The 19,280-nt window shown below is 57.2% G+C and carries 19 protein-coding genes; 14 read left to right on the top strand and 5 right to left on the bottom strand.

The genetic code is table 11. The annotated features are described in order from the left end of the window. The first annotated feature begins 36 nt into the window (after positions 1 to 36). From AC2FLD_RS15420 to AC2FLD_RS15395, 6 genes are all read left to right on the top strand, one after another. Positions 37 to 1,176 carry an aromatic ring-hydroxylating oxygenase subunit alpha gene (locus tag AC2FLD_RS15420; protein ID WP_496670210.1) on the top strand — a complete coding sequence of 380 codons (1,140 nt, stop codon included), beginning with the start codon at positions 37 to 39 and terminating at the stop codon, positions 1,174 to 1,176. Further along, the gene (betC, locus tag AC2FLD_RS15415) at positions 1,173 to 2,708 is read left to right on the top strand and encodes a choline-sulfatase (RefSeq protein WP_496670209.1); all 1,536 of its coding nucleotides are present in this window, start codon (positions 1,173 to 1,175) and stop codon (positions 2,706 to 2,708) included. The genes AC2FLD_RS15420 and betC overlap by 4 nt, the downstream gene beginning before the upstream one ends. Next, complete coding sequence (locus AC2FLD_RS15410) at positions 2,705 to 3,499, top strand: SDR family NAD(P)-dependent oxidoreductase (protein WP_496670208.1); 795 nt, start codon at positions 2,705 to 2,707, stop codon at positions 3,497 to 3,499. The genes betC and AC2FLD_RS15410 overlap by 4 nt, the downstream gene beginning before the upstream one ends. Continuing rightward, positions 3,496 to 4,425 (top strand): 3,5-dioxohexanoate:acetyl-CoA acetone transferase, encoded by a 930-nt coding sequence (gene kce, locus AC2FLD_RS15405; protein ID WP_496670207.1) that lies wholly within the window; start codon positions 3,496 to 3,498, stop codon positions 4,423 to 4,425. Before AC2FLD_RS15410 ends, kce begins: the two co-directional genes overlap by 4 nt. A gap of 61 nt (positions 4,426 to 4,486) precedes the next feature. Continuing rightward, the gene (locus AC2FLD_RS15400; protein ID WP_496670289.1) at positions 4,487 to 5,227 is read left to right on the top strand and encodes an SDR family NAD(P)-dependent oxidoreductase; all 741 of its coding nucleotides are present in this window, start codon (positions 4,487 to 4,489) and stop codon (positions 5,225 to 5,227) included. Continuing rightward, the gene (locus AC2FLD_RS15395) at positions 5,227 to 6,153 is read left to right on the top strand and encodes a 3-hydroxyacyl-CoA dehydrogenase NAD-binding domain-containing protein (RefSeq protein ID WP_496670206.1); all 927 of its coding nucleotides are present in this window, start codon (positions 5,227 to 5,229) and stop codon (positions 6,151 to 6,153) included. The genes AC2FLD_RS15400 and AC2FLD_RS15395 overlap by 1 nt, the downstream gene beginning before the upstream one ends. A 2-nt stretch (positions 6,154 to 6,155) precedes the next feature. Here the strand turns inward: AC2FLD_RS15395 and AC2FLD_RS15390 are convergent, their stop codons facing one another. The 3 genes from AC2FLD_RS15390 to AC2FLD_RS15380 form a co-directional block, all read right to left on the bottom strand. Further along, on the bottom strand, positions 6,156 to 6,437 hold the full coding sequence (locus AC2FLD_RS15390; protein WP_050604628.1) for an SCP2 sterol-binding domain-containing protein: 282 nt from the start codon (positions 6,435 to 6,437) through the stop codon (positions 6,156 to 6,158). A gap of 79 nt (positions 6,438 to 6,516) precedes the next feature. Further along, positions 6,517 to 6,921, bottom strand: a complete 405-nt coding sequence (locus AC2FLD_RS15385; RefSeq protein ID WP_496670285.1) for a DUF1810 domain-containing protein — start codon at positions 6,919 to 6,921, stop codon at positions 6,517 to 6,519. A gap of 32 nt (positions 6,922 to 6,953) precedes the next feature. Further along, the gene (locus AC2FLD_RS15380; RefSeq protein WP_050604626.1) at positions 6,954 to 8,180 is read right to left on the bottom strand and encodes an argininosuccinate synthase; all 1,227 of its coding nucleotides are present in this window, start codon (positions 8,178 to 8,180) and stop codon (positions 6,954 to 6,956) included. A 140-nt stretch (positions 8,181 to 8,320) separates the two neighbouring features. Here AC2FLD_RS15380 and AC2FLD_RS15375 point away from each other — a divergent pair, with 140 nt between their 5' ends. Continuing rightward, positions 8,321 to 9,088, top strand: coding sequence for a hypothetical protein (locus AC2FLD_RS15375; RefSeq protein ID WP_496670205.1), 768 nt, complete (start codon positions 8,321 to 8,323; stop codon positions 9,086 to 9,088). Between the two features lie 58 nt (positions 9,089 to 9,146). Then, positions 9,147 to 10,373 carry a threonine ammonia-lyase IlvA gene (gene ilvA / locus AC2FLD_RS15370; RefSeq protein WP_496670204.1) on the top strand — a complete coding sequence of 409 codons (1,227 nt, stop codon included), beginning with the start codon at positions 9,147 to 9,149 and terminating at the stop codon, positions 10,371 to 10,373. On the opposite strand, the gene AC2FLD_RS15365 is transcribed toward ilvA, so the two are convergent. Beyond that, positions 10,370 to 10,699 (bottom strand): Hpt domain-containing protein, encoded by a 330-nt coding sequence (locus AC2FLD_RS15365; RefSeq protein ID WP_496670203.1) that lies wholly within the window; start codon positions 10,697 to 10,699, stop codon positions 10,370 to 10,372. The two genes, ilvA and AC2FLD_RS15365, sit on opposite strands and share 4 nt — an antisense overlap. Positions 10,700 to 10,862: 163 nt before the next feature. Between AC2FLD_RS15365 and AC2FLD_RS15360 the strand changes: the two genes are divergently transcribed. Continuing rightward, positions 10,863 to 12,137 carry a PP2C family protein-serine/threonine phosphatase gene (locus AC2FLD_RS15360; protein WP_496670202.1) on the top strand — a complete coding sequence of 425 codons (1,275 nt, stop codon included), beginning with the start codon at positions 10,863 to 10,865 and terminating at the stop codon, positions 12,135 to 12,137. On the opposite strand, the gene AC2FLD_RS15355 is transcribed toward AC2FLD_RS15360, so the two are convergent. Further along, a complete protein-coding gene (locus AC2FLD_RS15355) occupies positions 12,134 to 12,580 on the bottom strand; it encodes an NUDIX hydrolase (RefSeq protein WP_496670201.1) in 447 nt (148 codons plus the stop codon). The two genes, AC2FLD_RS15360 and AC2FLD_RS15355, sit on opposite strands and share 4 nt — an antisense overlap. 76 nt (positions 12,581 to 12,656) lie before the next feature. On the opposite strand from AC2FLD_RS15355, the gene hslO reads away from it, so the two are divergent. The 5 genes from hslO (at position 12,657) to AC2FLD_RS15330 (ending at position 19,241) form a co-directional block, all read left to right on the top strand. Beyond that, positions 12,657 to 13,643, top strand: a complete 987-nt coding sequence (gene hslO / locus AC2FLD_RS15350; RefSeq protein WP_496670200.1) for an Hsp33 family molecular chaperone HslO — start codon at positions 12,657 to 12,659, stop codon at positions 13,641 to 13,643. After that, positions 13,615 to 14,232 (top strand): CoA pyrophosphatase, encoded by a 618-nt coding sequence (locus AC2FLD_RS15345; protein ID WP_496670199.1) that lies wholly within the window; start codon positions 13,615 to 13,617, stop codon positions 14,230 to 14,232. The genes hslO and AC2FLD_RS15345 overlap by 29 nt, the downstream gene beginning before the upstream one ends. Beyond that, complete coding sequence (locus AC2FLD_RS15340) at positions 14,229 to 15,383, top strand: CCA tRNA nucleotidyltransferase (RefSeq protein ID WP_496670198.1); 1,155 nt, start codon at positions 14,229 to 14,231, stop codon at positions 15,381 to 15,383. The genes AC2FLD_RS15345 and AC2FLD_RS15340 overlap by 4 nt, the downstream gene beginning before the upstream one ends. Before the next feature lie 190 nt (positions 15,384 to 15,573). Beyond that, positions 15,574 to 17,412, top strand: a complete 1,839-nt coding sequence (locus AC2FLD_RS15335) for an ABC transporter ATP-binding protein (RefSeq protein ID WP_496670197.1) — start codon at positions 15,574 to 15,576, stop codon at positions 17,410 to 17,412. Then, positions 17,409 to 19,241, top strand: coding sequence for an ABC transporter ATP-binding protein (locus AC2FLD_RS15330; protein ID WP_496670196.1), 1,833 nt, complete (start codon positions 17,409 to 17,411; stop codon positions 19,239 to 19,241). The genes AC2FLD_RS15335 and AC2FLD_RS15330 overlap by 4 nt, the downstream gene beginning before the upstream one ends. The last annotated feature ends 39 nt before the right edge of the window (positions 19,242 to 19,280 follow it).

Here is a 19,280-nt window from a genome sequence, read left to right as displayed (position 1 = left end):
TTGGGGCAGAGCTGCCCCTGAGCTGTGGAGCCACCCATGAACCAGCTGCCGTCCAAAACCCAGTTCAAACGGATTTCTGATGGTTTTAGCACCGATCCTTTCAACACCAGTTCCCTGAAGGCCGAAGCCTATGTTGACCCGGCCTGGTATCAGGTCGATCAAAATGAAATCCTGGCCAAGACATGGCAATGGGTCTGTCATGTCGAAAAGCTGCGCGCTCCGGGCTCTTACACGACAGTTGAAATTGCCGGGCGACCAATTGCGGTGGTGCGCGACCGCGAGGGTGTACTTCGCGCTTTTTACAACGTGTGCAAACACCGAGCCCATCATCTGCTGTCGGGCGAAGGCGAAACCACCCGTATCATGTGCCCATATCACGCCTGGGTCTACAAACTGGACGGCCAACTGGTACGCGCGCCAGAGACCGAGGATCTGGCCAACTTCAATACGTCAGATATCTGCCTCGATCAGGTGCAAGTCGAAGAATTTGCGGGCTTCATCTATGTTAATCTAGACTCTAATGCAGCACCTTTACGGGACGTTTCCGGAAATCTGAAAACCGAAATCCGCCACTGGGCACCAGATATCGAGCAGCTGACATTTGGTCATCGCCTGACCTATGACATCAAGTCGAATTGGAAGAATGTCGTCGACAACTTCCTTGAATGCTACCACTGCCCCACCGCCCACAAGGACTTCTGCGATCTGGTTGATATGGACACCTACAAGGTGACCACATACGGCATATACTCCAGCCATATGGCCGAGGCGGGTAAGGGTGCCAACACGGCTTATGACGTTTCCAACGCCTCTGTGCGCACCCATGCTGTTTGGTGGCTGTGGCCCACCACATGTCTGATGCGCTATCCGGGGCGGTCTTCGATGATCGTGCTGAACATCATCCCGATTGGTCCTGACCGGACGCTCGAGACCTATGATTTCTTTCTCGAAACCCCTGAACCAGACGAGGCCGAGCTGGAGGCCATCCGCTACCTCGATGAGGTTCTGCAACGCGAAGACATCGACATTGTTGAAAGTGTTCAACGCGGGATGAGCACCCCGGCCTTTACGCAAGGCCGGATCGTGCATGACCCGAATGGATCGGGCAAATCGGAACATGCGGTACATCACTTCCACGGGCTTGTTCTGGACGCCTACGCAAAGGCCGCACCGTGACACGACCCAACATCGTTGTGATCATGGCCGATCAACTGGCGCCGCATTTTTGCGGCGCTTACGGCCATCCAACGGTCAAGACCCCTCATATCGACGCACTTGCTGCGCGCGGGATGCGATTTGATGCGGCCTATTGCAACTCGCCCCTCTGCGCACCTTCACGGTTTGCGTTCATGTCCGGGCAGTTAATCAGCCGGATCGCGGCCTATGACAATGCCAGCGAGTTTCGCGCCTCGGTCCCGACCTTTGCGCATTACCTCAAATCGCTGGGCTATCGCACCTGCCTGTCGGGCAAAATGCACTTTGTTGGACCGGACCAGAAACACGGGTTTCAAGACCGTGTGACCACCGACATTTACCCCGCCGATTTCGCCTGGACCCCGGATTGGGAAGCCCCGGACGAGCGGATCGACAAGTGGTATCACAATATGCAAACGGTTAAGGAAAGTGGCGAGGCGGTCGCCACCTTCCAGACAGACTATGACGACGAGGTCGAGTTTGCGGCGCGCCGCTGGTTGATCGACAGGGGCCGAGACCGGGCGGCTGGGGAGGAAGCTCCGTTCTGCATGGTGGCCAGCTTTATCCATCCGCATGATCCTTATGTGGCCAAACCGGAATGGTGGAACCTGTATTCCGACGCAGACGTTCCGATGCCGGAGTTCACTCTGACGCCTGAGAAACAAGACCCGTTCTCGCGCCGCGTCATGGATGGGATTGAGGCGAGCTATGTCCCTTTGGCCGAAGAAGAAATCCGACGAGCGCGACGTGCCTATCTGGCAAACGTCAGCTTTTTCGACAGCAAGGTTGGCGCGATGGTGAAGGCGCTGGAAGATATTGGAGAATTGGACAACACCATCGTCATCGTCACCGCAGACCACGGCGATATGCTGGGTGAGCGAGGTCTTTGGTACAAGATGAACTTCTTCGAGCACTCAGCCCGTGTTCCGTTGATCCTGGCAGGCCCGGGCGTAGCCAAAGGTTGCGCTTCCAACGCCTGTTCCTTGCTTGATCTGTTGCCGACATTTGTGGACATCGCCGGAGGCTCTGATGCGATCTACGGCGAACCGATTGACGGTCGATCCCTAATGCCTCTTGCGCGCAGAGAAACCGACCCAGTGGATGAAGCCATCGGAGAGTATTGCGCCGAGATGACGCAATATCCGGTGTTCATGATCCGGCGCGGCCCCCTGAAATACATTCACTGCGACCCGGACCCTCCACAACTTTACGATCTATCAAAAGACCCGCTGGAGAAAGTGAATCGTGTTGGCGACCCGGCCTACGCTGAACAGTCCGCACAGTTTGCTGAAGAAGTTGCACGACGTTGGAGCAGCGAAAGCCTGCGCGCGGACGTGATCTCGACACAAAGGTCCCGTCGCGCCCTTCACGCTGCGATGGAGGCGGGTGCCGGTGAGGCCTGGGACTACAGCCCGCCACGAGATGCCGCTCAGGAATACGTGCGCAACCATATGGATTGGACAGTCGCTGCGACCCGCTATCGCTATCCGCCTTTGAAGGAGACCAAAGAATGATGCTGGAAGGAAAAACAGCCCTTGTGACCGGTGGGCGCGGCGGGATCGGGCGCGCGATCGCGGCGCGTTTCCTGCGCGAGGGTGCGCGGGTCTATGCAGCTGATCTGACGCCCGAGGGATCTCTGACGGTCCATAACGACGACGGCAGCATCTTTGTGAAACTGGACGTCACGCAGGAAGCTGACGCAATTGCGGCGATGGAACAGGTTGGGGCCGAGGCCGGCCAATTGGACATTTTGGTCAACGCCGCTGGCATCGAGATTGAAAAGACCATTGAACAAACCACGCTGGAAGAATGGAACCTGTCCTTTGCGGTGAATGTCACTGGCACATTTTTAACTTCAAAACACGCGTTGCCACTTTTGCGCAAAGGGGCTGCGTCGGGAGCATCAGCCTCAATCATTAATTTTGGCAGCTATGACGGGTTCATTGCTGATCCCGGCCTTGCCGCCTATTGCGCAACCAAGGGTGCGGTTCATGCCCTGACCCGTGCGATGGCGTGTGATCACGGGCCGGAAGGTATTCGCGTGAATGCCATATGCCCCGGCTATGTCGACACGCCCATGTTGCAGAGCTTTTTTACCGGCGATGGTTCTGGCGGAGGCGGTAAGACCATCGATCAACTGCAACAGGCCGTGCGTGACGTGCATCCGATGCGCACATATGGAACGCCTGACGATATTGCCAATCTGGTGAACTGGCTGGCTTCGGACGAGGCGCGCTATGCCAGCGGTCAGCTTTGGGTTCTGGACGGAGGGCTGAGCGCGCAAGTTCAGCAGATGAAGCTATGAGCAAACCGGTCATCATCACCTGTGCTCCGACTGGCGGGATTCACACGCCCACCATGTCTGAACATCTTCCTATCACACCGAGTGAGATTACCGAGGCCAGCATCGGTGCGGTCGAGGCTGGGGCATCGATCATTCACTTGCATGCCCGCAACCCCGAAAACGGTCGCCCCGACCCGGATCCGGACCTCTTTATGCAATTCCTTCCCCGCATAAAACAGGCGACGGGTGCTGTCATGAATGTCTCAACCGGAGGCGGGCTGGGCATGACGCGCGAAGAACGCCTGCGCGCGGCGCTGCGTGCCAGCCCCGAAATGGCCAGCATGAATATGGGATCGATGAATTTCGGCATTTTCCCGATGATGCAGAAATACTCGGGCTGGAAACATGACTGGGAGCCCGAGTTTCTGGATATGACCCGCGACTTCATCTTCCGCAATACATTCGCTGATATCGAATATGCGATGAAGGAACTGGGTGAAGGCCACGGCACGAAGTTCGAGTTTGAATGCTACGATCTGGGGCATCTCTACAACCTGGCCTGGGTCGTCGACCAGGGTTGGGTAAAGCCGCCGTTTTTCATCCAGATGGCTTTTGGAATTCTGGGCGGCGTGGGGGCCGACCTCGATAACCTGATGCACATGCATTCGATTGCTGAAAAGCTGTTCGGCGACAGCTATGAATGGTCGGTTCTGGCCGCCGGTCGCCACCAGATGGCCTTTACCACTCAGGCCGCAATTCTTGGCGGCAACGTGCGGGTTGGGCTGGAAGACAGCCTTTACATCGGGCCCGGTGAAAAGGCGAAATCCAACGCTGATCAGGTCCGCAAGATTCGCTCAATCATCGAAAACCTTGGCCTGACGGTCGCAACTCCGGATGAGGCCCGCCAACGGTTAGGCTTGAAGGGCAACGACCAGACCGCATTTTGACGGGGGAAGATATGCAGACAAACACGCGTTTTGGCGACGGGTGCCGAGGGAAGGTATATTGATGCGGTTGACTGGGAAAAGAGCGCTGGTGACAGGTGGACGGCAAGGCCTTGGTCGCGGGATTGTCGAGGCCTTTTGCAGTGAAGGCGCGACAGTGACGACGTGCGGGCGCGGGGCGCGGCCCGATGGGCTGGCTGACGACATCATCTGGTATCCGCTGGATGTTACGGACCCGGATGCGGTCAAAGCGTTGGCCGCAACAACAAACGGCACCGACATTCTTGTGAACAATGCAGGCGTTCAGGTCGAAAAGACTGTCCCTGACAGTTCGGACGCAGATTGGGACGCAGTGATCGGCACCAATTGCCGGGGCGTTTTCAACATGTGCCGGTTCTATATCCCAAGGATGGATAAGGGCGCTTCAATCATCAATATAGGCTCTATTTCTGGGCAATTCGCCGATCCATCCATGGCGCTGTACAACGCCTCCAAGGCCTTTGTGCATGGTTTGACCCGTTCTATTGCGGTTGATCACGGGCCAAAAATCCGCTGCAACGCGATTTGTCCCGGTTGGATCGAAACAGGAATGTTGGACGCCGCGTTTGAGTTGGCCAATGATCCCGACGCCGCGCGCCGGGATGCGATCGCCCGCCATGCCACGCGCCGCTTTGGCAAGCCCGAGGATATTGCGAGTATGGCCGTCTGGCTGGCGTCGAATGAGGCAAGCTTTGCGACAGGTCAACTCTTCACGGTGGACGGTGGTATGACGGCCGCCTCACCTTTGAACCCAGGATTGTTCTAATGAAAATACAACACACGGCCTGCCTGGGCGGAGGCGTCATTGGTGCCAGTTGGGCAGCGCTTTTTCTGGCGTCCGGGCGTTCCGTTGCCCTCTTTGATCCTGACCCAAAAGTCGAACAGAAAGTACGCCAATACATCGAGGACGCATGGCCGACGCTGGATGCGCTGGGTCTGACGGATAACGGAAATCCGGACGAGATTATGTTTCATTCCAGCCCTGCTGCTGCGGTGGCCGGTGCAGGGTTTGTTCAGGAAAATGTGCCCGAGCGTCTGCAGATCAAACATGCAACCTTTGCCGAGATCGAATCCGCTCTGTCAAAGAGCGCAATTGTCGCCAGCTCTGCGTCGGGTTTAACATTGGGACAAATGCAGCCGGGCTGGTCTGACCCGTCACGCTTTGTATTGGGACATCCGTTCAACCCGCCACACCTGATCCCGCTGGTCGAGGTGATGGGAAATGAAAAAACAGCCAACGGCGTCGTTGATGCAGCGCAGGCGTTTTATCAAAGCGTGGGCAAGACCACGATCCGGGTCAACAAAGAGGTGCCTGGCCATGTTGCAAACCGGCTGCAAGCTGCGCTGTGGCGCGAAGCTATCCATCTAGTGGTATCGGGCGTTGCATCGGTCGAGGATGTGGACAAGGCCGTCTGGGCCGGACCGGGCGTCAGATGGGCGGCGATGGGGCCAACCATGTTGTTCAATCTCGGTGCCGGGGAAGGTGGGCTCAGGGCGTTTTGCGACCATTTCTCCGATACGTTCAATGGATGGTGGGACGATTTAGGTCAGGTCTATTTGACCGATGAGGTCGCTCAGCAGCTTGCAGACGGTGTGATCGCTGGGGCCGCAGGGAAAACGCCAGCCGAGCTGTCTGGGCAGCGGGACGCATTGATCCTGGCGATGCAGAAATCTATTGCGGAGTTCCGCTGAGCTTAGCCCAGCAGCTGCCCCAGCTTCATTGCGACGCCCATATTGCCCGAGATTTTGAGCTTACCCATAGCAACACCTGTCATCGGGTTCAGCTTTCCAGTCAGTAGCTTGGTCAGGTTGTCCTGTGAGATGCGGATGGTGCAATCCGTTTCCTGATCCTGCGTCGTGGCCTGACTGTCAGCCAGAACAATCACCCCGTCCTCGCCACAATCGAATTTCAACGATCCATCAAAGGTTTTGCCGTTCAGGCCCTTTTGAATTCCGTCAGCGATGTCTTGAAGCATCCGGGTTCCTTTCGCAGTTTCCGAATGCGTAAAGGGTCAGCCGGCGCGCAGGCAAGGCTGACCCAACGGGAACTTCCGATTACGAAGTGCCAAGGCTCTGAACTGTCCGATTGCAGGGTTCACCACCATAAAAGGTGTCGAGAACGGCCTGAAACTCGGCCGGGGCATCTGCCACGGAAGAAAACAGTGTCATCGACGACCGAAGCTTTTTCGCGTCAATCCCACCCAGAATGTCAGCGGCATCCCGCCCTTTGTGCAACAGCATAAGCGACGTTGCTTTGGTCAGGCGACGGCGCAGTTCCGGGTGGTTCAGATAGGCCGTGGCCTCATCCAGATCTTCGATCCCGTAGAGTTGAGCCATATGGGATTGACCCAGCTCGGCCAGTTGCGGAAACACAAACCACATCCAGTGGCTGGTTTTCTGCCCCTGCTCCAATTCACGCAGGACATCGGCCCAAACCGTGTCCTGCGCCTCGATGAACATATCGAGTTCGTCGTCGTTATCGTCTTCGTCAATCACTTGGACAAACGCTTGTCGCGTGCGGCCAGCAGTTTCAGACGCAGCGCATTCAGCTGAATGAAACCTGCCGCGTCTGTCTGATCATACGCGCCGGCGTCTTCCTCAAACGTCACATGCGCCTCAGAGTACAGCGAGTGATCTGACCAGCGGCCCACGGTCGAGGCCAGACCCTTGTACAGTTTCAAACGAACGGTGCCGGTGACGTGCTCTTGCGATTTATCAATGGCAGCTTGCAGCATCTCACGCTCGGGCGAATACCAAAAGCCGTTATAGATCAGCTCAGCATATTGCGGCATCAGCTGATCTTTCAGGTGCATCGCGCCACGGTCCATGGTGATGGACTCGATCCCGCGATGCGCTTCCAACAGGATGGTGCCGCCGGGCGTTTCATAGATGCCACGCGACTTCATGCCCACGAAACGGCCTTCGACCAGGTCCAGACGGCCAATGCCGTGCTTGCCGCCATATTCGTTCAGCTTGGTTAGGATGGTGGCCGGGCTCATCGCCTCGCCATTGATGCTGACCGCGTCGCCTTTTTCGAAGCCGATTTCGATGAATTCAGGCTCGTTCGGCGCATCCTCGGGGTGAACGGTGCGCTGATAGACATAGTCGGGTGCCATATCGGCAGGGTCTTCCAGAACCTTGCCTTCGGACGAGGTATGCAGAAGGTTCGCGTCAACCGAGAACGGAGCCTCGCCGCGTTTGTCTTTGGCAATCGGAATCTGGTGTGCTTCGGCCCATTCCAGCAGCTTGGTACGGCTGGTCAGGTCCCATTCGCGCCAGGGCGCGATCACCTTGATCTCGGGGTTCAGAGCATAGGCTGCCAGTTCGAAGCGCACCTGATCGTTGCCCTTGCCGGTCGCACCGTGTGCTACCGCATCGGCACCGGTGGCCTCGGCAATCTCAACCAGACGTTTCGAGATCAACGGGCGCGCGATCGAAGTGCCCAGCAGGTACAACCCCTCATACTGGGCATTGGCGCGGAACATCGGGAAGACGAAATCGCGGACGAATTCTTCACGGATGTCCTCGATATAGATGTTCTCGGGCTTGATCCCCAGCAGCTCGGCTTTTTGGCGCGCGGGCTCCAATTCTTCACCCTGACCCAGATCGGCGGTGAAGGTCACAACTTCACAACCATACTCGGTCTGCAGCCATTTCAGGATGATTGAGGTATCAAGGCCACCGGAATAGGCCAGAACAACTTTCTTGGGCGCGGACATCTGACTTCCCTTTATGCGTAGAACGATTGGCCCCTAACGGGTTTTGTGACCGGGAGCAAGTTGTGAGGATTGACGCAGAACGGGATTTGGGGTGAAACATACGCAATTTAAACAATGTTTGGTTGAAGGGGCAGTTTCAAATGTTGGGATGGCAAATATTTTTGCATTCGGTGCGGATGGTGTTCGGAAACCTGAAGCAGGTCCTGCAGATTACGGTTGGCCCAGCTCTGATTGCGACAATCATAATTGTGGGCGTGTTTCTGGCACTTGGTATTCCACTTGAGGCGCTTGATGAAAATGCAGGCGAATTGCCTCCCGGTGTGACTGCAGGGTCGATCTTTATTTTTGTCTGCGTCCTGCTGGCGGTAATATTCGTCACCATGTTCTGGATTGCCGTGTCATGGCACCGCTTCATCCTGTTGGAAGAGTACCCCACGGGAATTATTCCGACATTCCGTTTCGACAGGATTCTTGCCTATTTCGGTCGCGTTCTGATGTTAGGGATTTTGATGATGATCGCATATATCCCCATGGGTTTGGTCGTTGCAGTACTGGGCGAAAGGCTCGCGGGGTTTTCAATCGTGTTTCTGATTGTTTACACGGTTTTTCTGGTCATTTGCTTCTACCGCCTTTCCATTATTCTCCCGGCGGCAGCGATAGGGAATCCGATCCCGCTCAGAGACGCTTGGAACAACACAACAGGTGTCGGCGCTGCAATCTTGGTGCTGCTGGTGGTCGCCTTCCTGTTCCAAGTTTTGGTGCAACTGGCTTTCACCGCGTTGGCATTAATTCCGGTTTTGGGCGTTTTGCTGACCGTGTTCTTCGGCACGCTCATCCTTCCGATGATCAACGTCAGTATCTTTACCACCATGTACGGCGTCTTCATCGAAAAACGGGAACTCACCTAAGCCCCGTACACATATGTATTCCTTGCCCTTCTCGCACTGATGCGGCAGTGAAACCGACATGACTGATTTCATGACCCGCGCCCGCGCCGCCGAACAGGCGATGCGCTCTGTCTTTCCGGCGACGCCGTTGCAGCGGAATGCCCATTTGTCTGATCGCTATGGGGCCGATATCTGGCTTAAGCGCGAGGATCTGAGCCCGGTGCGGTCGTATAAAATCCGCGGCGCGTTCAATGCGATGCGCAAGCAACAGGGGCAGGACCTGTTCGTCTGTGCCAGTGCGGGAAATCACGCGCAGGGCGTGGCGTTCATGTGCAAGCATCTGGGCGTGAAAGGTGTGATCTTCATGCCGGTGACAACCCCGCAACAGAAGATCCAGAAAACCCGTATCTTCGGCGGCGAGAATATCGAAATCCACCTGACCGGCGACTATTTCGATGACACGCTAGCTGCCGCGCAAACCTGGTGCACGCAGCAGGGGGGGCATTTCCTGTCACCGTTTGACGATGCGGATGTGATTGAAGGGCAGGCTTCTCTGGCGGCCGAGATCGAAGAGCAACTGGGCGGTGTGCCGGATCACGTCGTGTTGCCGGTCGGCGGTGGCGGCATGTCCTCGGGTGTGGCCACATGGTTCGGGGATCGCAGCCATTGTCTGTTTGTTGAACCCGCTGGAGGCGCGTGCCTGCGTGCCGCATTGGCGGCAGGACATCCTGTTTCGCTGGATCATGTAGACACTTTCGTCGATGGTGCCGCCGTTGGGCGGATCGGTGAGAAGCCGTTCGAACTACTGAAATCACGCCACCTGTCGGATGTGCTGGTCCTGTCCGAAGACCGTATTTGTACCACGATGATCGAGATGCTGAATGTAGAAGGCATCGTCTTGGAACCCGCGGGCGCGCTGGCGGTCGAAGCAGTGGGCGATATCCAAAGCTTTGTGCGTGGCAAGACGGTGGTCTGCGTGACGTCCGGTGGCAACTTTGACTTTGAACGCCTGCCTGAGGTCAAAGAGCGCGCGCAGCGCTATTCCGGGGTGAAGAAGTACTTCATTCTGCGCCTGCCGCAGCGCCCGGGTGCGTTGAAAGAATTTCTGGGCATACTTGGCCCCGAGGATGACATTGCCCGCTTTGAGTACATGAAAAAGTCAGCGCGCAATTTCGGTTCGGTCCTGATCGGGATCGAAACCCGCAAGCCTGAAAACTTCATGCGCCTGTTTGCGCATCTGGACGAGGCCGGGTTTACTTATACTGATATTACCGAAGACGAAACGCTGGCGCAGTTCGTGATCTAGCCCAGCTTCTGGTGCAGTTCCGCTTCGAACTTGAGTTTCGAGCTGTCAAAAACGGCCAGAAGGGCAGGCAGATCAACGTCTGCGCCCTGACCTGCGGATGCCTGCCGTTCGCCATCCTGGCAGAGTTTCGAAAACTGATCGAACCCAAGGCTGAGCGCGCTGCCTTTCAGGAAATGCAGGTTTTGTTCCAGCTCAACCCGGTCGATGTCGCGATGCAGGCGCGCGATGACCTCCTGCACCTCTTCCAGAAAAATCTCGACCACCTCGTCAAATTCATCTGGGCCAACTTCGTCCCGCAATTGCATGACTCTGTCCCAACGGATCATGGTGAAATACCTGCCATTTAACCTTCAAGGTTCTGCGTAAACCACGGCTGGTAAAAACCCGGTTAATGGCACCATTTGAACGCGGGTCGGGTCTTCACCGGATGTTAAACCTGCGGACGCTAGGGTCGCCCTGACCGGTCAATCTCATGAGAGCAGAGGGTAAATGGTACCAGGGGCGAGTCTTGAGGACACCAGATCCGATCTGGACTTCGGCGCGATCCGCAAGGTGCTGGTTGTGGATGACAGCCGTTTGCAGCGTCGCATTCTGGTGGCCTCGCTCAGGAAATGGGGGTTTGACGTGGTCGAGGCTGATACCGGCGAGGCCGCGTTGGAGCTTTGCCAGGCAGACCCGCCCGATCTTGTGCTCAGCGACTGGGTCATGCCGGGGATGAGCGGTCTGGAGTTCTGCTGCACGTTTCGCGCGCTGGATACAGACCAATACAGCTATTTCATTCTGTTGACATCCAAAAGCGAAAAGCAAGAAGTCGCGCGTGGTTTGGACGCCGGGGCGGATGATTTTCTTATCAAACCTTTGGAAGCGGACGAGCTGCGCGCGCGCATTTCGGCCGGCGCGCGCATATTAGACATGCAGCGCGAGCTTTCGCAAAAGAACCGCCTGATTGAATCCGCACTGGAAGAATTGAAACTGGCGCATGACGCGATCGATAAAGACCTGATGCAGGCCCGCAAGATCCAGGAATCGCTGGTGCCTGAACTAACGCGGGAATTTGGCAACTCGCGAGTCAGCCTGTTACTGAAACCTTGTGGTCACATTGGTGGGGATCTTGTCGGTATGTTCTCACCTGGCGTGAATCGGCTGGGGTTTTATAGCATTGATGTGTCCGGCCACGGGATCACCTCGGCCATGATGACGGCCCGGTTGGGCAGCTATCTGTCCAGCAAGCATTTTGATCAGAATGTCGCGATGGAGCAGCGGTTCAACAAGTTCTACGCACTTTTGCCGCCGGAGGAGGTTGCGAGAACGCTCAATTCCCGTCTGATGGCGGATGAAGGGATCGAAGAATATTTCACAATGGTCTACGCCATCGTAGATTTGCGCAACGGGCATCTGAAAATGGTGCAAGCCGGGCACCCACACCCCCTTCTGCTTCGACGGGATAGCAGCAGCTGTTTTCTGGGTGAAGGAGGGTTGCCCGTCGGATTGATCGAAGGTGCGAGTTTTCAGCAAATCGAGACTCAGCTGCAGCCTGGCGACAAACTATTGTTGTATTCAGACGGTTTTACCGAATGCGCTCTGGCCGACGGCGGCCTGTTGGACGAAGGTGGTTTGCAAGAGATGGCGCAACACTGCGTTTCGGAACATGGCGGGTCCGAGTTTCTGGATGACATGTTCTGGCGTCTGACACAGGTGATGTCGCCCAAAGAGGGAATAGGAGATGACGTCTCGGCCGTGTTCTTCGAATATAACGGCCCCTAGAGCGACCAAAGATGCATTCTGGCAAAATGCCGGTCACCGCCATTTCCAAGTTTTTCAACCGCATCTGACGCATCCACCCATCGCGCTTCGTGAAACGCTTCGGCTGGCGGGCCCATGCGGCGGACGGGGCGCGCGCGATAGATCATGCAGATCTTTTCCGCCCACAGATCGTATTCCGGCATATAGGTAAAGCGGCGAAAGGCACCGACACGGCGCGGGTTGGCAACTAGCCACCCGGTTTCTTCATAGACCTCGCGATGCAGTGCCGTGATCGGCGATTCGCCCGGATCAATGCCTCCACCCGGCAGTTGCAGCTCTGGGTTGAGGCCGTCGTCATACCATGTCACCAGCAAAGACCGTCCACGAGGCAAAAGCACGTACACTCCGGGTCTTTGCGTATATTTCTGCCCTGCCTGAGGGGTTTCGCCAAACCGTCTGATCATGTATGGCCCCTTAAAACCCAATCTGTACGACCTATATGGTGCCGGTATGCCAACCCGTGGCGTGTAAGGAAACCCCATGTCTCTTGGAACAAAAATCGCGTGGGACGACACCGTCCTGCCCTTTCAACTTGATGCATCCGACATGCGCGGCCGCGTGGCCCGTCTGGATGGCGTGCTGGATGGCATCTTGAAGCAGCACGATTATCCGCAGCAAGTCGAAGCGCTGGTGGCTGAAATGGCCTTGCTGACCGCGTTGATCGGCCAGACCGTTGCACTGCGCTGGAAGCTGTCGCTGCAAGTGCAGTCCAAAGGGGCGGTCCGCATGATCGCGACCGACTATTACGCGCCGCAGGAAGAGGGCCAGCCCGCCCAAATTCGCGCTTATGCCAGTTTTGACCACGACCGTCTGACCGATGCTGCACCCTTTGATCAGGTGGGCGAAGGGTATTTCGCCATCATGATTGACCAGGGTGAAGGCACGCAACCGTATCAGGGCATCACGCCGCTGGCTGACGGATCGCTGAGTGCGTGCGCCGAAGCGTATTTCGCGCAATCCGAACAGTTGCCGACGCGGTTCTCGCTGAGCTTTGGCAAATCGACCGAGCCCGGCGCGGGCGAGCATTGGCGTGCAGGCGGCATCATGTTGCAGCACATGCCCAAAGCGTCGCCCTTTGCAGCATCAGGTGAAGGTACGGGTGAAATCCTGACCGCCACCGATCTGGTAGACGGTGAAGAAGGTGAAAACTGGGGTCGCGTCAATATCCTGCTGGATACTGTCGAGGATCTGGAAATGATCGGCCCCTCTGTTGCGCCGACCGACCTTTTGGTTCGCCTGTTCCACGAGGAACAGCCGCGTGTTTATGACGCGCAATCGGTTCAATTCGGCTGTACCTGTTCCGAGGATCGGGTGCGTCAGAGCTTGTCGATCTATTCGGCGAAGGACATCGAAAAGATGACAACTCCCGAAGGTCTGGTCACAGCTGATTGCCAGTTCTGCGGCGCGCATTACGTGCTGGATCCGGCCACAGTGGGCTTTGAAGCTGAAGACAGCGAAGGTGCATGATCCGGTTGAACAGATCCGGGCGGCCTTGCGCCGCCCCGGTCACGGATCCAGCGATTTTGACCTGAACCCCGATACCGTTCTGCCACCCGGGCGGCGGCTGCGCCCTGCAGGTGTTCTTGTGGCCATCTCATTGGCCGGTGATACGCCTCGGGTGATCCTGACCAAAAGGTCTTCTGCATTAAAGCACCATCCGGGGCAAATCGCCTTTCCCGGAGGCAAACAGGATGAATCGGATGCCGATGTCACGGCAGCGGCTTTAAGGGAAGCACAGGAAGAGATCGGGCTGCCACCTGATTTGCCAGAGGTTCTGGGGTTTCTGCCGATGCATGAAACAGTCACCTCTTTCAACGTCACACCCGTGGTCGCAGTCGTGCGTGACAGATTCGAACCTGTGCCTGAACCCGGCGAAGTGGACGAGGTATTCTCGACCCCTCTTGCTCATCTCTTGAATCCCGAGAATTATCTGGTTGAGTCGCGTCGCTGGCGCGGCCAGAAACGCAGATACTACGCAGTTCCGTACGGCCCTTATTACATATGGGGCGCGACGGCCCGCATATTGCGCGGGCTTGCAGCACGGGTGAATGAATGATGCAGATTAATGAGCCTTGGGTCAGTGAACCAGCGACCCAACAGGTATGCGCAGCCCTGACCTCATCCGGCGCACAGGCGCTTTTTGTGGGTGGCTGTGTGCGCAACGCACTTCTGGGCGCTCCTGTCTCGGACATCGATATTGCCACCGATGCCCGACCAGAGCAGGTGGTTCAGATGGCACAAGCTGCGGGGCTCAAAGCTATTCCAACCGGTATAGACCACGGTACGATCACGGTGGTCAGCGCAGGTATCCCGCACGAGATCACGACCTTCCGACGTGACGTGGAAACCGACGGTCGGCGAGCAGTCGTCGCCTTTTCCAAACACGTTGAAGAAGACGCTGCGCGGCGCGATTTTACCATGAACGCGCTTTACGCACTGCCCAATGGGGCTGTGTTAGACCCACTTGGTGGCCTTCCTGACCTTAAAGCTCGGTCAGTGCGGTTTATCGGAACGGCCGAAAATCGGATCCGCGAAGACTATCTTCGCTCACTTCGTTATTTCCGCTTTCACGCCTGGTATGGTGATCCTGACGCCGGTTTTGATCCCGATGCGCTGGCGGCCATCAGTGCCAACCTTGAAGGGTTGGAATCGCTGTCGCGCGAACGGGTCGGGGCAGAATTGCTGAAGCTTCTGGGTGCGCCTGATCCAGCCCCCGCCGTTGCAACGATGCGCAGCACAGGCGTTTTGACCCGGTTGTTGCCGGGTGCGGACGATCGGTCTTTGGCACCTTTGATTGCGCTGGAACAGGCGGCGGGTGCCGATCCCGATCCGGTGCGGCGTCTGGCAGCCATCACCTCGCCCGAGGATGCAGCGACATTGCGGTTAAGCCGTGCGCAGCTGCAACGCCTGACCCGAATGCGTGACGAGGCGCAGGCCACAACCAGTGTGGCAGAGCTTGGGTACCGCTATGGCGACGAAGGTGGCTTGCACGAGACCCTCTTGCGCTGCGCCTTTCTGGAACGATCATGGTCCGAAGACCTAAGGCGTGACTTGCATGCAGGGGCAACGGCCCGCTTCCCGATACAGGCCAAGGACCTGATTCCCAGCTTTACCGGGCCGGCGCTGGGCAAAAAGCTGGCAGAGCTTGAAAACCGCTGGATCGCGTCCGGCTTTGCGCTTTCGCGTGAGGAGTTGCTTGCAACTTAGCGCGAAGTCTCAAAAGGGGATGACAACTTTTTTCCTTTGTGCTTAGGTGCGCCTGACACATGGATGGAGGAATGCGAATGTATTACGGGATCTGGTTCGGCTAAAGCCAGGACACTTGCCCCGTAACGGGTGGTGTTCAGGCGCCATCTTTCTTCGCACGTCTTTTATCTGCTCAATCGGAGCACTCTCCATGTTTCGCTATTTCGAAAATCTTGTTGACCCTTTTGTCGCCTATACGGACTCCGACAAACCACCGACCAAGCTGTGGCCGTTTATGTTGGACTATTCGCGGCCCTTCTTTCGGGTATTTGTCTGGGCCGCGTTGATTTCCATCATCGTCGCGGGGGTTGAAGTCGGGCTGATCTACTACATGGGCCGCGTTGTCGATCTTTTGGGGGGCACCCCGGCCGAGGTCTGGCAGAATCACGGAACAGAACTGTTGTTGGTGGCTGCATTTGTACTGCTGTTGCGCCCGTTGCTGCATCTGATCGACGTGCTGTTGCTTAACAACACGATCCTGCCGAGCTTTGGCACCCTGATCCGCTGGCGCGCGCATAAACATGTTCTGCGCCAATCAGTTGGGTGGTTTGAGAACGACTTTGCCGGCCGGATCGCCAACCGAATCATGCAGACGCCGCCCGCCGCGGGCGAAGTGGTCTTTCAGGTTTTTGACGCGATTTCCTTCTCGTTGGCCTATCTGATCGGCGCGGCAATCCTGTTGTATGTTGCGGACGCACGCTTGTTGATCCCGTTGCTGATCTGGTTCGCATTTTACGCGATGCTGGTGCGTTGGACGGTGCAGCGTGTGGGCCCGGCTTCAAAGGCGGCCTCGGATGCGCGCTCGACAGTGACGGGTCGGGTGGTGGATAGCTATACGAACATCCACTCGGTCAAAATGTTCGCCCATGGCCCGCAAGAGCTGGACTATGCCCGCGAAGCCATCCAGGAAACCCGCCGAACTTTTCAGATCGAGATGCGGATTTTCACCATCATGGATGCGGTTCTGGTCACGCTGAACGGTATGCTGATCGTGGGCGTTGTTGGCTGGGCGATTGGGCTTTGGATGCAGGGGACAGCTTCGGTTGGTGTTGTTGCAGCGGCGACTGCGTTGACCCTGCGCCTGAACGCCATGACCGGATGGATCATGTGGGCATTGACCAGCTTTTTCCGCCAGTTGGGTATCGTGGCCGAGGGGATGGAGACCATTGCGCAGCCCATCGATCTGCTGGATGCACCGACTGCGAAACCCCTGCATCTCAGCAAGGGCGAGATTCAGATCCGTGATCTTTCGCACCACTACGGTCGTGAGACCGGAGGCTTGGACCATGTCAACCTGACCATCCAGCCTGGTGAAAAGATCGGTTTGATTGGGCGTTCCGGCGCCGGTAAATCGACTCTGGTTAAGCTTCTTTTGCGGTTTTACGACGTCGAGCGCGGTGCGATTTTGATCGATGATCAGAACATCGCGCAGGTCACGCAAGACAGCCTGCGCAGCCATATCGGCATGGTCCAGCAAGACAGCGCGTTGTTGCACCGGTCTGTGCGCGACAACATCCTGTATGGTCGGCCGGATGCGTCCGAGGCGCAGATGATCGCGGCCGCCAAACAGGCTGCAGCGCATGAGTTCATCCTTGATCTGCAAGACCCGCAGGGTCGGACCGGGTATGATGCACATGTGGGGGAACGCGGCGTGAAGCTGTCCGGGGGTCAGCGTCAGAGAGTGACCCTAGCGCGAGTTATCCTGAAGGATGCGCCGATCTTGTTGTTGGATGAAGCGACATCTGCCCTAGATTCCGAGGTTGAAGCGTCAATTCAGGAAACTCTCTACGGCATGATGCAAGGCAAAACCGTGATCGCAATTGCGCACAGGCTCAGCACCATCGCGCAGATGGACCGCATTTTGGTGATGGATGCTGGCCGCATCGTGGAAGAAGGCTCACATTCAGACCTTCTGGCGCAGGGCGGCCTTTACGCGCAGTTCTGGGCGCGGCAGTCTGGCGGCTTTGTGATCCCGGAGGCCGCTGAATGAGGGTTGCTGACCTCATCTACCCGTTCAAAAACATCGAAACGCCGCCACCACAGACTTTGGGGGCGTTTATTCGCTGGAGCCTGTCCGGGGCATGGCCCATGCTGTTTGTCGCGGCTTTCTTCTCGGCCACAGCAGGCGCGATGGAGGCAGGGACAGCGTGGATTCTGGGTCGCGTGATAGATGTGGCAACCTCCAGCGGGCCCGAAAGTTTTCTGACCGCAGCAAATATGTGGATGATCTTTGGCGCGGCTGCGTTCTTTATGCTGCTGCGCCCGATCCTGTTTGGCCTGTCGTCTCTGTCGAACAACTACATCGTCATGCCCAACATCACACCTTTGGTGCTGGCCAAGTTGAACCGTTGGACGTTGGGCCAGTCGGTGACTTATTTCGACGACGATTTTGCCGGTCGGATCGCGCAGAAACAGATGCAGACGTCGAACGCCATGGCTTCTGTCGTGTCGGAAACGATCAGCGCGATTGTGTTTGCCTTGGCGTCTCTGGCCGGATCTTTGCTTTTGTTAGGATCTATTCATCCATTGGTGATGTTGCCCTTTGCGGCCTGGCTGGTGGTCTATTTCCTGCTTGTACGCTGGTACCTGCCGCGCATCCGCGTGCGTTCTGCCGCGCGGGCCGGGGCGCGGGCGATGGTGTCGGGGCAGGTGGTCGACACGATCACCAACATCAAGACCGTCAAGCTGTTCGCGCATTCCGCTTTCGAAGATCAGGCCGCGCGCCACTCGATGGTGGAATTGCGCGAACGATCGCTGGATTTCGGCAAACTTTCGGCCAGTTTTCGATTCATTCTCATGACGCTGGCCGGTGTGCTGCCCGTTCTGCTGTTGGGCGCGACGCTATGGTTGTGGCAACTCGGCATGGCGACCGCAGGGGATATTGTGGCGGCCGGTGCGGTATCGATCCGCATCGCGCAGATGACCGGTTGGGTCAGTTTCACGCTGATGGGTCTTTACGCCAACGTGGGTGAGATCGAAAACGGAATGAAAACGCTGGCCAAGCGTGACCGGGTCGAGGATGCGGGCGACGCAAAAGACCTGACCGTGCACGACGGATCGATCTCATTCGAAAATGTCAGTTTTGCCTATGGTCGGGATATAGGCGGTGTCACGGATCTGACCTTGACCATAGAACCCGGCGAAAAGCTGGGTATCGTCGGTGCCTCGGGCGCGGGTAAGTCCACACTCGTTTCGCTTCTGCTCAGGCTCTATGACAGGGAAAGTGGCGCAATTTGTATCGACGGGCAGGATGTGTCGCAGGTGACGCAAGACAGCCTGCGCCGTCAGATTGGCATGGTCACGCAGGAAACGGCGATGTTCAACCGCTCAGCGCGCGAGAACATCCTGTACGGTCGCCCGGACGCATCCGAGGATGAGATGATTACTGCCGCGAGGAAGGCCGAGGCGCATGAATTCATCCTGAGCCTTGAGGACGCAAATGGTCGCAAAGGCTATGACGCCCATCTGGGCGAGAGAGGCGTTAAACTCAGCGGTGGGCAGCGGCAACGTATCGCTTTGGCCCGCGCCATTCTGAAGGACGCGCCGATTTTGGTTCTGGACGAGGCGACCTCGGCGCTGGATTCCGAGGTCGAAGCCTCGATCCAGACGGCGCTGCATCGGGTGATGGAAGGCAAGACCGTTCTGGCCATTGCGCACCGCCTGTCCACCCTCAGCGAGATGGACCGGATCGTTGTTCTGGATCAAGGGCAGATCGCAGAATCCGGAACGCATGAGGCTCTGCTGGATCAAGGCGGGCTGTATGCGCGGTTCTGGCACCGTCAGTCAGGCGGCTTCATTCAGGCGGAAGCTGCGGAATAAGGGTTTTGTTGCCGTCAAAGCCCGGCTATCAGGCACTCC

The organism is Ruegeria sp. CDSA021 (assembly GCF_059612325.1).
This window is presented reverse-complemented; position numbering and strand designations above follow the sequence as displayed.

Excerpts from the sequence above, each read along its gene's own strand:
- AC2FLD_RS15395 (WP_496670206.1), top strand. The coding sequence starts at position 5,227 with ATGAAAATACAACACACGGCCTGCCTGGGCGGAGGCGTCATTGGTGCC.
- AC2FLD_RS15385 (WP_496670285.1), bottom strand. The coding sequence starts at position 6,921 with ATGTTCATCGAGGCGCAGGACACGGTTTGGGCCGATGTCCTGCGTGAA.
- AC2FLD_RS15390 (WP_050604628.1), bottom strand. The coding sequence starts at position 6,437 with ATGCTTCAAGACATCGCTGACGGAATTCAAAAGGGCCTGAACGGCAAA.
- AC2FLD_RS15375 (WP_496670205.1), top strand. The coding sequence starts at position 8,321 with ATGTTGGGATGGCAAATATTTTTGCATTCGGTGCGGATGGTGTTCGGA.
- AC2FLD_RS15335 (WP_496670197.1), top strand. The coding sequence starts at position 15,574 with ATGTTTCGCTATTTCGAAAATCTTGTTGACCCTTTTGTCGCCTATACG.
- AC2FLD_RS15420 (WP_496670210.1), top strand. The coding sequence starts at position 37 with ATGAACCAGCTGCCGTCCAAAACCCAGTTCAAACGGATTTCTGATGGT.
- AC2FLD_RS15400 (WP_496670289.1), top strand. The coding sequence starts at position 4,487 with ATGCGGTTGACTGGGAAAAGAGCGCTGGTGACAGGTGGACGGCAAGGC.
- AC2FLD_RS15330 (WP_496670196.1), top strand. The coding sequence starts at position 17,409 with ATGAGGGTTGCTGACCTCATCTACCCGTTCAAAAACATCGAAACGCCG.
- AC2FLD_RS15365 (WP_496670203.1), bottom strand. The coding sequence starts at position 10,699 with ATGATCCGTTGGGACAGAGTCATGCAATTGCGGGACGAAGTTGGCCCA.
- kce (WP_496670207.1), top strand. The coding sequence starts at position 3,496 with ATGAGCAAACCGGTCATCATCACCTGTGCTCCGACTGGCGGGATTCAC.
- hslO (WP_496670200.1), top strand. The coding sequence starts at position 12,657 with ATGTCTCTTGGAACAAAAATCGCGTGGGACGACACCGTCCTGCCCTTT.
- ilvA (WP_496670204.1), top strand. The coding sequence starts at position 9,147 with ATGACTGATTTCATGACCCGCGCCCGCGCCGCCGAACAGGCGATGCGC.
- AC2FLD_RS15340 (WP_496670198.1), top strand. The coding sequence starts at position 14,229 with ATGATGCAGATTAATGAGCCTTGGGTCAGTGAACCAGCGACCCAACAG.
- AC2FLD_RS15380 (WP_050604626.1), bottom strand. The coding sequence starts at position 8,180 with ATGTCCGCGCCCAAGAAAGTTGTTCTGGCCTATTCCGGTGGCCTTGAT.
- AC2FLD_RS15360 (WP_496670202.1), top strand. The coding sequence starts at position 10,863 with ATGGTACCAGGGGCGAGTCTTGAGGACACCAGATCCGATCTGGACTTC.
- AC2FLD_RS15355 (WP_496670201.1), bottom strand. The coding sequence starts at position 12,580 with ATGATCAGACGGTTTGGCGAAACCCCTCAGGCAGGGCAGAAATATACG.
- AC2FLD_RS15410 (WP_496670208.1), top strand. The coding sequence starts at position 2,705 with ATGATGCTGGAAGGAAAAACAGCCCTTGTGACCGGTGGGCGCGGCGGG.